Genomic DNA, 12,154 nt, shown 5'->3' on the forward strand with positions numbered 1-12,154 from the left:
TCATATACTGAAATGTGAGGTTCGATGTCATGAATCACTTTGGTGAACAATTACGCATTTTAAGAGAAAATAGAAAAATGTCGGTCAATCAGCTTGCCATGTATTCAGGTGTAAGCGCTGCTGGTATTTCTCGTATTGAAAATGGAAAGCGCGGTGTGCCAAAGCCTTTAACCATAAAAAAATTAGCACACGCCTTGAAGGTGCCTTATGAGGATTTAATGCTGCTTGCCGGTCATATTGAACAGGAACAAGTTCATGAAATGAAACCGAAATATGAGTCCATGCTAAAAATCTATCAAACGGCGCTTCAAAAGGATGTAGAACATCTCCCTATTTTTGACGGGGACAAATGGGAAAGGCTCTCCGCACAAGACATCAGCCAGCTGAATGAATACTTTCTCACACTCATCAACCAAAAAAGGTGAACAAATAGCGGGGCATAAACCTAATGTACATCCACCATTAACTAATGTCAATATTTTCATGGTGCACTTATTGCCAATAGTCAACAAATCAAGTAAAATAGACATATCTAATCTATAACCATGTGAGGTTTTGCGTTAATGAACTTTGGTGCATATTTAAGAGCATTACGTGAGGAAAAGAAGCTGTCGGTGAACCAATTAGCGATGTATTCTGAGGTCAGCGCTGCCGGTATATCTCGTATTGAAAACGGGAAACGCGGCATTCCGAAACCTCCTACGATTAAAAAGCTAGCTGGTGCGTTAAAGGTACCTTATGAAGACATGATGCAGGCTGCGGGCTATATTGAGGAAGCCGCTTCTGTCCAACAGCTTAGGGAAGATGATCTTGCTTTATCCAAAATAAAGGAAGCCGCAGCGCAATATGAACTTGGTGATCTCGAAATATTTGATGGTGACATATGGTCAACCCTTTCGAAAAAAGAAATAGAGGACCTCAACCGCTATTTGTTATTTATGTTAAACAGCCGTTCGTCCTCATAAATGTTTAAGCTTTTTGCGCCGATTTATGACAGATTTACGGTATAATGGGTTCAGATTGGAGTGAAGAAAGATGAATCAATCTGACATGTGCCCGCGGTTTGAAAAAGCAGTTGAGTTATTGAGTAAACGCTGGGTGGCACTGATTGTTTTTCAGCTTCTCTCAGGTCAGCAGCGCTTTAGTGAAATTGAGGCGGCTCTGACAAATTTAAGCGGAAGAGTATTATCTGAGAGATTAAAAGAGCTGGAAGCAGCAGGTATTGTAAAACGGGAGGTTTTTGCTGAAACACCCGTGCGCATTGAGTATTCTTTAACAGATATGGGGCGTTCACTTGCACCCGTTTTTGAGGAAATTGCGAAGTGGTCCTCTGAATGGATCACGCTTGAATCATAAACCAGCATTCGAACCGCCTGATCATCATAAAACAACCTCCCTTACAGCGATGTAAGGGAGGTTTTGTCTTTTCAACTGCTTAAGCAGATGTGATGTTTTTTTCAGCTAACGCTTTTCTTTCTTTTTTCTTGTTTGTCGGGCTTAAATAGCGTTCGAGCCAGCCCATGACAAGGTCAGCGATAATAGCCATAAGTGCAGTTGGAATCGCACCTGCTAAAATGATGGCTGTTCCGTTTGTGGCGTTTGACCCTCTGATGATGATATCACCAAGACCTCCCGCGCCCACAAATGTTCCAATCGCTGTAATTCCGATGGCAATGACCAGTGCGGTTCTTAAACCAGCCATAATGACTGATAAAGCAAGCGGTAGTTCAACCATTCTCAGCACTTGCCATTTCGTCATGCCCATCGCTTTACCTGATTCTAAATAGGCATGTTCAATGCTGACAATGCCTGTATATGTGTTTCTGATGATCGGCAGAAGCGAATACAGAAAGAGTGATAGGATGACTGTATTTGCGCCAAGTCCTAATACAAGCATCAACACGGAAAGCATCGCTAATGCCGGTATCGTTTGGATGACGTTGGTAATGGCAAAGACCCAATTGCTCAGCTTGCGGTAATGCGCGACAAAGATGCCTACTGGAATCCCGACAATCGCCGCAAACAACACCCCATACGCCGACATGAGAAAATGCCGATAAAATTCTTCTAACACATATGACCCGTTCTGCTGATAATACGTCCATAATTGCTGCAGTGTGTCCATCAGCCGTGACACCTCCCCATCTTACTCAAAGTAATTGTGTTTTTTCAAGAAATTCTTCGCAACGGTTGCTGGTTCTTGAAGCTCTCCGTCGACTTGATAGTTCAGCTCTTGCATTTGTTCTGTATCGATTTTTCCGATCAGCCTGTTGATCACCTTATCAAGCCCTGGATTTTCTTTTAAGACTTTCTCCGGGACTACTGGCGATGCATCATATGGCGGGAAGAACCGTTTATCATCTTTTAAGATTTTGAGATTATAGGCTTTGATTCGTCCATCTGTTGAATAGGCAAGTACAATATCCATTTTTTTATTTTTTAATGCATCATAGACTAAACCAATCTGCATCGGATATGTGCTGCCAAATTTGATTCCGTATGTTTTCACAAATCCGTCATAGCCGTCGCCTTTCTTTTTGAGCCATATGTTATCGACCCCAAATCGGTAATTGGTCGCATTCTTTTTCAAATCAGAGACCGTTTCTAAATTATTTTCCTTCGCCATCTTTTGCGTCACGGCAAAGGCATACGTATTATCAAATCCATAAGAATCAAACCATTTGTAATCATAGCGTTTTTTAAATTCTTTTTGGACGATCTCCATCGCCCGCTCCGGGTCTTTTTCCGCATCCATTCCAAGCGTGCTTGTTAAATCTGTGCCTGAATATCTTGTGGCAGAAATGTCGACATCTCCGTTTTCCATTGCTTTCTGCTGCACAGTGTTGGAACCTAAGTTTTTCACAATGGTCGTCTTTTTATCAGTGTAATGTTCGATCATATCGCTAACCATATAGGCCATAATTTCTGATTCGGTAAAGTTTTGTGCTCCAATTCGCAGCGTGCCCCCTGAGGAGCCGGCTAGTCCAGGAAGTGAACAGCCGCTTATCAATAGCAAGCATCCGGCAAGCAGTGCACTGATCCATTTTGTTTTTCGATTCTTCACATAAGCCAACTCCTTATGAAACTTCCTTCAATCCTTTTAAGCCTTCAGGTGTTACTTTTTTCTCCAGCTTCATTAATGATAGGTCGATGATGACTGCTAAAATTGTGACTGGGATCGCACCCGCAATAATGAATTCCGGCTGATACAGCTGAAGTCCAATCAAAATGTAGTCACCTAGACCGCCTCCACCGATAAAGGCTGCAAGTGTTGTCCAGCCAATCAAATAAATCGTTGACGTTCTGACACCTGCCATAATGACCGGTACAGCAAGCGGGAGTTCAACAAGACGAATTTGTTCCCATGTTGTCATCCCGATTCCTTTACCGGATTCAAGCAAGTTTTTGTTCACACCTTGTACCCCGGCATACGTATTTCTTAAAATAGGTAAAACCGAATAGAAAAAGAGAGCAACGATTGCAGGTATTTTCCCAACCCCCAAAATAGGAATAAAAAAGGCAAGAATCGCTAAACTAGGGAGTGTTTGAAAGATATTCACGATACCGATGATAAAACCTGCGCCTCGCTTCATTCGTGTGAGTACCACGCCTAAAGGAACGGCAACAAGAATACCGAGCACAACAGCAATTAAGGAAATATATAAATGCTCCCACATTTTTGTGAGGAGTTCCCCGCCATTTTTCTCTAGAAAGTCGATGATTTGATCCATGTGTACACCTCCCTTACTTCATTTCAGTGACAGCTGCCGGCGTATCGTCTCCCCAAATGGAGTCGTACACAACATCTACCAGACTTGCACGTGTCACAATGCCTTTTAAGTGCCCTTCTGCATCCACAACCGGTACATATTTAATGCCGCGTATTAAGATTTTCCGGACAGTGTCTCTTAGAAGTGCGCCTTCTTGTACGGTATAGAACTCTGTATTTAAAATATCACCAACAAAAGCTGCTTTTCTGCGGTTCGCATCGATTGTTTCAATATCGATATAGCCTTTTAGCACATGATGTTCATCTACTACAAGCAAGGAATCGACCCGCTTTTCTCTCATGATGTAGATGGCATCTGTTAATGTTTTTTCAACTGTAACGGTGACTGGTGACGTGTTCATCATTTGTTCTACACGTTCCATATTCGGATTTGATTGAAGCAGACGTTCTTTGCCGATGAATTCTTCTACGAATTCATTGGCTGGGTTTCGCAGAATATCGTCAGGCGTACCTACTTGGACAATCTCTCCATCTTTTAAAATCACAATTCGATCAGCTAGTTTAATAGCTTCGTCCATGTCATGTGTGACGAATACGATGGTTTTATTTAACGTTTTTTGCAGTTTCTTAAATTCTTCCTGCAATGAATCTCGTGTGATTGGATCAAGTGCGCCAAACGGTTCATCCATGAGGATCAGAGGGGGTTCCGCTGCTAGTGCGCGAAGAACACCAATACGCTGCTGCTGTCCTCCGCTGAGTTCATGAGGATAGCGCTCTAAATATTCCGGTCCCATGTCGACAAGCTTCAGCAGTTCACGCGCCCGTTCTTTTCGTTTTTCTTCCGGCCATTTTAACAGCTTCGGAACAAGTGAAATGTTTTGTGCGATGGTCATATGGGGGAACAGTCCAATTTGCTGAATCACATAGCCAATTTCTCTTCTTAATTGAACTGGATCTTTTTTCATAATGTTTTCTCCCTCGATGAAGATTTTTCCTGAGGAAGGTTCGATGAGTCGGTTGATCATCTTCATGGTTGTTGTCTTACCACAGCCACTCGGTCCAATAAAACAAATAAATTCTCCTTTTGCTATTTCTAAATCAATATTTTTGACAGCTTTTTTTCCGCCTTTATACGTCTTAGATACATTCTCTAGTTTCAGCAAATGAGACACCTCCAATTAGTCGGATCAATATTTTCAGAAAATTTACACCTTATTTATTATAGTGCAAACTTTATAAAATAAAAAGTTTACGATGTGTTTGTATTGCATAACATTTATTTAAAATTTTCAGTTAACGGCCCAATAGATAGAGATCTCTCCTTTTTCCTCCAAATTACGAGCAAATACTCAATATTTATTGTTTTCATCAACAAACAGGTATATGATATATTGTGTTACAAATTGTCAGTCGTGAAGGGATGAATCGGGGAGTGGACAAGCTAGCGTTAGGCGCCATTCAAAAAGCACAGGATCATTATATTGAAAAAGCTGCCGAGAACATGAATGCCTTTGGTCTTTCTTCTACAGTGGGTAGAGTGCTTGGTATCATTCACATGAACCGTAAACCAATGACGCTTGGGGAGCTATCAGAGGCGACAGGCATGAGCAAAACGAGAATGAGTCAAGTCGTTCGAGAAATGCTTGATTTGAATATTGCGGAAAAGGTTTATGAAAAAGGAATACGTAAAGATCTATATGACGTTGAGCAAGATCAATACCAAACGTTTATTTCCTTGTTTGCAGCCAATTGGTCCCGAGTTGTCAGCAAAAACCGCAAGGCACATAAGAAAACGTGCAAGGAATTGCTGGAGCTGCTTGAACAGGACGACCTGCCAGAAGAGACAGAGGATAAAATCAATCTGCTTCTTTCAGAAATCAAGGAAAGTCTTGATTACTATGATTGGATTAGCCGCTTAATTGAATTCTTTGAAAGTGAAGAAGTGTTTAAGCATGTGCCGAAACCTTAAAAAAAGCTGTTTTATTTTACATCATTGTAGAAAAAACAGCTTTTTTATATACACTTATTGCATAAACATTGGAAACATCCCTTTTAAGCCTGCGCCGATCATCTCAACTGCCACTACAGCAAGAATTAATCCCATTAACCGCGTCACGACATTCATCTCTGTTTTCCCCATTTTCCGCATAATGAAACTTGAATAATGAAAGGCATAAAAGGTCATTGCCAGAACGATGACAATGCCAATTACAATCGCAAACATGTGAAGCATCACTTGACTTCCCGGGGTTAAGCTCATCACTGTAGCGATTGTACCAGGACCAGCGATGATCGGGATCGCCAGCGGCGTAACGGAGACATCCGCTTTCTCTTTGCTTTCTGCCTTTTCTTCAGAATGTGGATTTTGGACATGTGACTCCTTTGCATTCAGTAAATTGTAAGCGATACCAAAAATAAAAATACCTCCAGCGATGCGGAGTGCATGAATATCGATCCCAAACAATTTGAAAATAAGCCTGCCTGCCAATAGAAAGGCAATCAGAATGATGAAAGAGACCACAATGGCTTTTTTGGCTGTCTGGGAGCGTTCTTTCTCTGTATATCCCTCTGTTAAGGTGATAAAAAGAGGCACGTTTCCAATGGGATTTGATACAGCAAATAATGAGACCACGACATGAATCATAAAGGAAATCAACAGACACCCTCCTTTTTTCATAGTGTCTGCCAATCTGATGTGAATATTCCCTTGTGATGTTAAAACCTGTCTATATTTAACCGATGATAATAAAGGTTTTATAGAAAGGGGAATGACACATGAAGAAAACGATCACCATTATCCTTCTATCTGTTGCGGTTTTAGGCGCAGCCGGCTGGATGGTTTGGCAGCAGCAGACCATCAAAGCAGCAGAGGAAAAACATCAGCAAGAAAGCAAAACGAACACTGAGCAGCTTTCGCAGTTGAAATCAGATCAAGCGGATATGAAGCATGAAAACGAAGATCAAAAAAAGAAACTGTCGACCATGTCGAAAAAGCTCAAAAACGAAAAGAAAGCCTATCAAAAAGAAGTCAAGCAACGTAAAGCGCTTGAGGCAAAAATTGACCAGCTTCAAAAAGAGCTGACAGCAGCGAAAGCCACTGCTCAAGCGAATAAGCAGAGAGCACAGGCTGCAAGGAAACCAACTGTCAAAAAAGACCCAAATGTCACCCACAATCCGCCCTCACAATGGGTACAGGATCAATATGATTGGGGTGTGAAACAAGGGTATATTAAAGAGTAGAAAGGATGAAAAAACATGATACACATTCGGCCATTGTCAGGTGATCAATCTGTCCCTATGGATCTTTTACTCTTAGCTGATCCTTCCAAGGAAAAGGTTCTTACTTATGTGCAATCCGGCTCTTGTTATGCCGCATATCATGAACAGGACGTGATTGGCGTCTATGTGCTTTTATCTCTGTCTCAGCAGACAGTCGAAATCATTAATGTCGCCGTGAAGGAATCATGGCAAGGAAAAGGAATTGGGAAGCAGCTGATCCGCCATGCCATTGATGAAGCGAAAGCCGCAGGTTTTCACACAGTTGAAATCGGCACAGGCAACTCGAGCATTCAGCAGCTCGCACTTTATCAGAAATGCGGCTTCCGCATGACATCTATTGACCACGATTTCTTTCTTAAGCATTATGATGAACCGATTTTTGAAAATGGCATTCAGTGTATGGATATGGTACGGCTGTCACTCACTTTGCAAGCAGACTGATGTTTTGTTCCGTCTGCTTTTTTTATGTTCTGCGCTTTTTTACCACATGCTTCACATATTGAATGAAGAAATAAAGGACGGCGCCAGCTAAAAAACAGACCACACATCCAAAGAGCGTCGCCTCTGAGCTGAATTGATACTCTTCAATTTTCATGATATAAAATGGCATGCCAAACAATGTTGGGCTTGATTCAACATGATTGACCTCTAGCAGCAGTAAAAAAACAGGGGTCATAAACACAGCAAATACATACAGCATCGCAAGTGTTATACCGCTGGAAAACGAATGAAATACTTTGATCATCTCTTTCTCTCCTTCATCTCTTTTAAACTGGCTGTGATATTTTTCCCGTCTGGACAAGCTGGATGCAGCATCACCGTATTTAGTAAAGAAAAAAACAGCAGCTGATGACTGACCGAATGCTTCCATATCATAAAAAGCACAATCGAACAAAGCACCGGAAAGAGCGGCCCTGCAAGTGCCACCATCATATTGAAGCTCGGCCGGCCAAACGTTTCATGGACGACCGCCACATGCTTCCAATCAATCGTGACCACAAAATCAAAGAGCGGCCTTTTTTCGATTTTGTTACACAACATGACCATCAGTATATGACCGAGTTCATGTATCACCACAACCGCTAGGAAACTAAACACAAGCTCTATCATCGCAAGACAGGCCTCTTTAACATGACTGCATATATACAGCTATAAAACGCAAGTGAACCTAGCAGATAGGCGGTAGCGAGAAGATACACATCTGTTGAAAGCCACTTCAATAAAAGCATATCGATAAAGCTGAATACAGCAATCATCATCACGATGACAAACAGTTTATTAAACTCACTGATCTTCACGATAAACCCTGTACAGGCCGCCATGGCAGTGATCAACAAAATGGACAAACTTGCGAGGCCATGCCCTTCACTTTTAATGCCTATCACCATAGATGCAAGCCCAATAAACACAAAATAGATCAACAAATTAATGGCGTAATAAAATAAAATTCTCGACAATAAATAAGCACCCTTTGATGTATTTAACATAAAGATGGCCCTTTGATTGATATGATATTCTCTGCCAATCATCAGCGGAAGCATGATCAATATTTCCTTTAATGCATACTGCACAATAAAGGCATACAGCCAGCCGGTTTCTACCGGTGTAAAAACAAATGGCAGCCCCGCCGTCAAACAAACGAGAAATAAAAACAAAATGCCCTGTTCTTTAAAAACAGCTGACCGGCTGAAATAGACCAATTCCTGCCGCAGGTGCGTCAGAAAGGAAGATTGCGTTCTGATTTTCTTGTAAGAAAACGACTTTACCTCTGTTTTCAGCTGCAAAAACATCCGATGGACATAAGAAGCCGCTAACCCCTTCAGCCATAGCCAGCCAGCGCTTAGAAGGATCACCAGAAATATGAGATAGACTGATGGCCATACACGGATCATCTCCATTGCTTTTTTCAAAAGGAGAAACACCAATAGATTCAGCACCGCAAAGCCTAGCGTTTGCAGCAGCAAATGCTCTTTTGTTTTTGATACGAAATGGCTCACAGCAATCCGCATCACCATCCAAGAAGCAAGTGCAAGCAGCGCCAGTACACAGCAAGTCATGCATACAGCCGTTATCCAATACAAAGATGGCGTAACACCGCTGATCAAAAGGCCTAAGACAATCGGTAAAAAAAGCAGTCCTACCATGAGAAAACAAAAGAGCATCGGAAAAAAATACACACAAAGGACAAATGGCACACTTTGTATCGCACTATTCAAAAAGTAGAATTGATATTCCTGTCGCTTTAATTTATTGCGGGATAACAAAATAGCTGCGCCTAAAAGTAAAAGCGTCATTTTCATCAATTGGAGGTATAGAGCAGCCGGCTCACTTTCTCCTGCCTGCATGAAAAAGCGCAGGCTGATAACGACGTATATCGCGTACATGAGCAAGAAAAAAGCCGCGGCTGCGAGAAGCTGTATAGGGTACTTTTTTGCAAGCTGCTTTCCTTTCGTTGTCAGCATTCCCCATTCTATTTTATGAAGAACGTGTCGTGTCCAGATCATTGAGTAACCTCTCCACCTGCATATAGTAATCTCGATTCACTTCTTTATAAATCTCTTCAAGTGCCTGATGAGGAAATGTCTGATTCGTTTCTTGGCGGGACATATCCAGCTTGACGTCCCCATTTCTTAAGATCATGAGATGGTCATAAAGCGTATCACCAAAGCTCAAATGATGGGTTGAAATGAGAATGCCAGCGCCTTGATTTCTCAGCTTCATGAGCACCTTTTTTAAGATGATCATCATATCTGGATCAAGTCCGTTCGTTGGCTCGTCGAACACATAATAATCACATGGCCTGAGGAGCTGGGAAATGATCTGCGTTTTCTTTTGATTGCCATGAGACAGCTGAGCGATAGGCTGATCCATATATGAACCCAGCTCAAACAGTTCGATGAACGTCTCCTCCCGTGTGACATCTTGCTCATTTGGCAGCTGAAGTAATTGAAAGTATTCCCTCGGTGATAAATAATCGAACAACGAATGCTCGTCAGGAATATAGGAAACATGTTTTTTCAACAAGGAGATGTGTTCTGAGGATTGAAGGTTCAGCTGTTTACCGTGTAAAGTGACGCATCCTATAAATGGTGTCAGCCCAAACATGGATTGGATCATCGTCGTCTTTCCCGCACCATTATGCCCCAAAAGCAGCAGCATCTGCCCTTTCTCGACATTCATTTGAATATTACGGAGAGAGAAGGTGCGGCTATATGTTTTTTCTTTTAATTGTAATGTCAGCATCATATCCCTCCGTTTGTTTCAGATAGAACAGATGACCTTGCATCTGTTCTCATCCCTGTTAAAAACCGCACTGGATTTTAACGTACATGCCTAATAATTTGAACTCTCCTAAAAATTTCGAGCCCCGTCCAAAGGTCTTGCATGCCCAAATCAATGCTCCAAGTGAAATAATGCCTAATATAGCGGCAAGGACATAAATCCAAAATGCGTTTTTCTGTACATTCTTAGAAGTTAAAATTCGTTGCTTCCTTTCATCATATGCCGCCAATAGGTGAAGGACATACATATACACACCTACTGGAAAACGAAGGCTAAAAGGATTCAGCATCTCATCACCCCCTAATATATGTAAAATGATACCACCTCCTTACAGAAAGCATAAGTTCATTTCAGATCATATTTTTAGTCGATTTTTCATGATTTAGTACTTATAAATGGAGGGGATTTTGGCTTCTTCTCTAACTGAAGGAGGATTTTTTACAGAAATAGGATAAGCCAAATGAATTAGCCACCGGATTTTCGCTCAACACAAAAAAACGCTGCGTCCCGCTCTCATGAAAGAACGGAACGCAGCGCATAGCTGACATTATTTATTCAAGTTATAGAATGTTGCAATGCCGTGATATTGTGCTGTTTCAGCCAATTGATCTTCGATGCGAAGTAATTGGTTGTATTTCGCCACACGGTCCGTACGAGACGGAGCACCTGTTTTGATTTGTCCAGCGTTTGTTGCAACAGCGATGTCTGCAATCGTGCTGTCTTCAGTTTCACCAGAACGGTGAGAGATAACAGCTGTATATCCTGCGCGTTTTGCCATTTCGATTGCATCAAATGTTTCAGTTAATGTACCGATTTGGTTTACTTTGATCAGGATTGAGTTACCAACGCCGTTTTTGATTCCTTCAGATAGCTTCTTCGTATTTGTAACGAACAAGTCATCTCCTACTAGCTGAACCTTGCTGCCAAGGCGCTCAGTTAATAGTTTGTGACCTTCCCAGTCGTTTTCATCAAGGCCGTCTTCAATAGAGATGATTGGGTATTTCGATACCATATCTTCATACCAGTCAACCATTTCAGCAGATGTTTTCACAACACCTTCGCCTGATAAATGATATTTACCGTCTTCTTTGTTGTAGAACTCAGAAGATGCAGCATCCATTGCAAGCTTCACTTCTTCACCTGGTTTGAAGCCAGCTTTTTCGATCGCTTCAACGATTGTTTGAAGTGCTTCTTCGTTAGAACCAAGGTTTGGAGCGAATCCACCTTCGTCACCTACAGCTGTGTTTAAGCCTTTTGCGCTTAATACAGATTTCAGGCTATGGAAGATTTGAGCGCCCATGCGAAGTGCTTCACGGAAGTTCGGTGCACCTACAGGCATGATCATGAATTCTTGAATGTCTACGTTGTTATCCGCATGCTCTCCGCCGTTGACGATGTTCATCATCGGTACTGGAAGCGTTTTGGAGTTGAATCCACCAAGGTATTGATACAGTGGAATTTGTAAGAAATCAGCAGCCGCACGTGCTACAGCGATAGATACACCAAGGATTGCGTTTGCGCCTAATTTCCCTTTGTTTTCTGTTCCGTCAAGTTCGATTAACATTTTGTCAATCGCTACTTGTTCTGTTACATCAAAGCCTAAAAGCTCTGGTGCAATGATTTCGTTTACGTTGTTTACAGCTGTCAGAACACCTTTTCCAAGGTAACGGTCTTTGTCTCCGTCACGTAGTTCTACTGCTTCATATTCACCAGTAGAAGCACCACTTGGAACAAGCGCACGGCCAAAGCCGCCAGATTCTGTGTAAACTTCTACTTCAACTGTTGGGTTACCGCGAGAGTCTAATACTTCGCGTGCATATACGTCAACAATGTATGGCATGTTTAATTTCTCTCCTTTTGAAT

At 41.9% G+C, this 12,154-nt stretch carries 17 protein-coding genes; 6 read left to right on the forward strand and 11 right to left on the reverse strand.

Going from position 1 to position 12,154, the window contains the following annotated elements; genetic code table 11:
- Nucleotides 1-29 precede the first annotated feature (29 nt).
- The 3 genes from MHB66_RS15810 (at nucleotide 30) to MHB66_RS15820 (ending at nucleotide 1,356) form a co-directional block, all read left to right on the forward strand.
- Complete coding sequence (locus tag MHB66_RS15810) at nucleotides 30-425, forward strand: helix-turn-helix transcriptional regulator (protein ID WP_034280928.1); 396 nt, start codon at nucleotides 30-32, stop codon at nucleotides 423-425.
- 138 nt (nucleotides 426-563) lie between these two features.
- Nucleotides 564-965: a transcriptional regulator gene (locus MHB66_RS15815; protein WP_034280930.1), complete on the forward strand. Its 402-nt coding sequence runs from the start codon at nucleotides 564-566 to the stop codon at nucleotides 963-965.
- 70 nt (nucleotides 966-1,035) lie between these two features.
- Entirely contained in the window at nucleotides 1,036-1,356 is a 321-nt protein-coding gene (locus MHB66_RS15820) for a helix-turn-helix domain-containing protein (protein ID WP_024423485.1), read from the forward strand.
- 79 nt (nucleotides 1,357-1,435) lie between these two features.
- Here MHB66_RS15820 and MHB66_RS15825 read toward each other — a convergent pair whose 3' ends face one another.
- Genes MHB66_RS15825 through MHB66_RS15840 form a run of 4 tightly spaced genes read right to left on the reverse strand, consistent with a single transcriptional unit; the run spans nucleotide 1,436 to nucleotide 4,893 of the window.
- Entirely contained in the window at nucleotides 1,436-2,125 is a 690-nt protein-coding gene (locus MHB66_RS15825; protein ID WP_034280931.1) for an ABC transporter permease, read from the reverse strand.
- Between the two features lie 21 nt (nucleotides 2,126-2,146).
- Complete coding sequence (locus MHB66_RS15830) at nucleotides 2,147-3,064, reverse strand: osmoprotectant ABC transporter substrate-binding protein (protein ID WP_034280932.1); 918 nt, start codon at nucleotides 3,062-3,064, stop codon at nucleotides 2,147-2,149.
- Between the two features lie 13 nt (nucleotides 3,065-3,077).
- The gene (locus MHB66_RS15835) at nucleotides 3,078-3,731 is read right to left on the reverse strand and encodes an ABC transporter permease (protein WP_034280933.1); all 654 of its coding nucleotides are present in this window, start codon (nucleotides 3,729-3,731) and stop codon (nucleotides 3,078-3,080) included.
- Nucleotides 3,732-3,744: 13 nt separating this feature from the next.
- Nucleotides 3,745-4,893: a betaine/proline/choline family ABC transporter ATP-binding protein gene (locus MHB66_RS15840; protein WP_025094044.1), complete on the reverse strand. Its 1,149-nt coding sequence runs from the start codon at nucleotides 4,891-4,893 to the stop codon at nucleotides 3,745-3,747.
- Nucleotides 4,894-5,162: 269 nt separating this feature from the next.
- Between MHB66_RS15840 and MHB66_RS15845 the strand changes: the two genes are divergently transcribed.
- The gene (locus MHB66_RS15845; protein WP_034280936.1) at nucleotides 5,163-5,699 is read left to right on the forward strand and encodes a GbsR/MarR family transcriptional regulator; all 537 of its coding nucleotides are present in this window, start codon (nucleotides 5,163-5,165) and stop codon (nucleotides 5,697-5,699) included.
- A 54-nt stretch (nucleotides 5,700-5,753) separates the two neighbouring features.
- On the opposite strand, the gene MHB66_RS15850 is transcribed toward MHB66_RS15845, so the two are convergent.
- A complete protein-coding gene (locus MHB66_RS15850; RefSeq protein ID WP_034280938.1) occupies nucleotides 5,754-6,386 on the reverse strand; it encodes an NAAT family transporter in 633 nt (210 codons plus the stop codon).
- Nucleotides 6,387-6,505: 119 nt separating this feature from the next.
- Between MHB66_RS15850 and MHB66_RS15855 the strand changes: the two genes are divergently transcribed.
- Nucleotides 6,506-6,970 (forward strand): hypothetical protein, encoded by a 465-nt coding sequence (locus MHB66_RS15855; RefSeq protein WP_046313173.1) that lies wholly within the window; start codon nucleotides 6,506-6,508, stop codon nucleotides 6,968-6,970.
- 15 nt (nucleotides 6,971-6,985) lie between these two features.
- Complete coding sequence (locus MHB66_RS15860) at nucleotides 6,986-7,450, forward strand: GNAT family N-acetyltransferase (RefSeq protein WP_046313171.1); 465 nt, start codon at nucleotides 6,986-6,988, stop codon at nucleotides 7,448-7,450.
- A gap of 22 nt (nucleotides 7,451-7,472) precedes the next feature.
- On the opposite strand, the gene MHB66_RS15865 is transcribed toward MHB66_RS15860, so the two are convergent.
- The 6 genes from MHB66_RS15865 to eno all read right to left on the reverse strand — a co-directional run bounded on the left by MHB66_RS15865 (nucleotide 7,473) and on the right by eno (nucleotide 12,131).
- Entirely contained in the window at nucleotides 7,473-7,754 is a 282-nt protein-coding gene (locus MHB66_RS15865) for a hypothetical protein (protein ID WP_024426069.1), read from the reverse strand.
- Nucleotides 7,751-8,119, reverse strand: coding sequence for a metalloprotease family protein (locus MHB66_RS15870; RefSeq protein WP_046313169.1), 369 nt, complete (start codon nucleotides 8,117-8,119; stop codon nucleotides 7,751-7,753). Before MHB66_RS15870 ends, MHB66_RS15865 begins: the two co-directional genes overlap by 4 nt.
- The gene (locus MHB66_RS15875) at nucleotides 8,116-9,513 is read right to left on the reverse strand and encodes a hypothetical protein (RefSeq protein ID WP_046313167.1); all 1,398 of its coding nucleotides are present in this window, start codon (nucleotides 9,511-9,513) and stop codon (nucleotides 8,116-8,118) included. The genes MHB66_RS15870 and MHB66_RS15875 overlap by 4 nt, the downstream gene beginning before the upstream one ends.
- Nucleotides 9,485-10,252: an ABC transporter ATP-binding protein gene (locus tag MHB66_RS15880; protein WP_041115638.1), complete on the reverse strand. Its 768-nt coding sequence runs from the start codon at nucleotides 10,250-10,252 to the stop codon at nucleotides 9,485-9,487. The genes MHB66_RS15875 and MHB66_RS15880 overlap by 29 nt, the downstream gene beginning before the upstream one ends.
- 58 nt (nucleotides 10,253-10,310) lie before the next feature.
- Complete coding sequence (locus MHB66_RS15885) at nucleotides 10,311-10,580, reverse strand: hypothetical protein (RefSeq protein ID WP_024423498.1); 270 nt, start codon at nucleotides 10,578-10,580, stop codon at nucleotides 10,311-10,313.
- A 258-nt stretch (nucleotides 10,581-10,838) separates the two neighbouring features.
- On the reverse strand, nucleotides 10,839-12,131 hold the full coding sequence (gene eno / locus MHB66_RS15890) for a phosphopyruvate hydratase (RefSeq protein WP_003212752.1): 1,293 nt from the start codon (nucleotides 12,129-12,131) through the stop codon (nucleotides 10,839-10,841).
- Between the last annotated feature and the right edge of the window lie 23 nt (nucleotides 12,132-12,154).

Source organism: Bacillus sp. FSL L8-0167, assembly GCF_038630295.1.
In the GTDB taxonomy this organism is placed as follows: domain Bacteria; phylum Bacillota; class Bacilli; order Bacillales; family Bacillaceae; genus Bacillus; species Bacillus safensis.

What these genes read in the sequence shown, in the direction of transcription:
- MHB66_RS15810 (WP_034280928.1), top strand. Translation starts at nt 30, where the DNA reads ATGAATCACTTTGGTGAACAATTACGCATTTTAAGAGAAAATAGAAAA.
- MHB66_RS15815 (WP_034280930.1), top strand. Translation starts at nt 564, where the DNA reads ATGAACTTTGGTGCATATTTAAGAGCATTACGTGAGGAAAAGAAGCTG.
- MHB66_RS15820 (WP_024423485.1), top strand. Translation starts at nt 1,036, where the DNA reads ATGAATCAATCTGACATGTGCCCGCGGTTTGAAAAAGCAGTTGAGTTA.
- MHB66_RS15825 (WP_034280931.1), bottom strand. Translation starts at nt 2,125, where the DNA reads ATGGACACACTGCAGCAATTATGGACGTATTATCAGCAGAACGGGTCA.
- MHB66_RS15835 (WP_034280933.1), bottom strand. Translation starts at nt 3,731, where the DNA reads ATGGATCAAATCATCGACTTTCTAGAGAAAAATGGCGGGGAACTCCTC.
- MHB66_RS15855 (WP_046313173.1), top strand. Translation starts at nt 6,506, where the DNA reads ATGAAGAAAACGATCACCATTATCCTTCTATCTGTTGCGGTTTTAGGC.
- MHB66_RS15860 (WP_046313171.1), top strand. Translation starts at nt 6,986, where the DNA reads ATGATACACATTCGGCCATTGTCAGGTGATCAATCTGTCCCTATGGAT.
- MHB66_RS15865 (WP_024426069.1), bottom strand. Translation starts at nt 7,754, where the DNA reads ATGATCAAAGTATTTCATTCGTTTTCCAGCGGTATAACACTTGCGATG.
- MHB66_RS15870 (WP_046313169.1), bottom strand. Translation starts at nt 8,119, where the DNA reads ATGATAGAGCTTGTGTTTAGTTTCCTAGCGGTTGTGGTGATACATGAA.
- MHB66_RS15875 (WP_046313167.1), bottom strand. Translation starts at nt 9,513, where the DNA reads ATGATCTGGACACGACACGTTCTTCATAAAATAGAATGGGGAATGCTG.
- MHB66_RS15880 (WP_041115638.1), bottom strand. Translation starts at nt 10,252, where the DNA reads ATGCTGACATTACAATTAAAAGAAAAAACATATAGCCGCACCTTCTCT.
- MHB66_RS15885 (WP_024423498.1), bottom strand. Translation starts at nt 10,580, where the DNA reads ATGCTGAATCCTTTTAGCCTTCGTTTTCCAGTAGGTGTGTATATGTAT.
- eno (WP_003212752.1), bottom strand. Translation starts at nt 12,131, where the DNA reads ATGCCATACATTGTTGACGTATATGCACGCGAAGTATTAGACTCTCGC.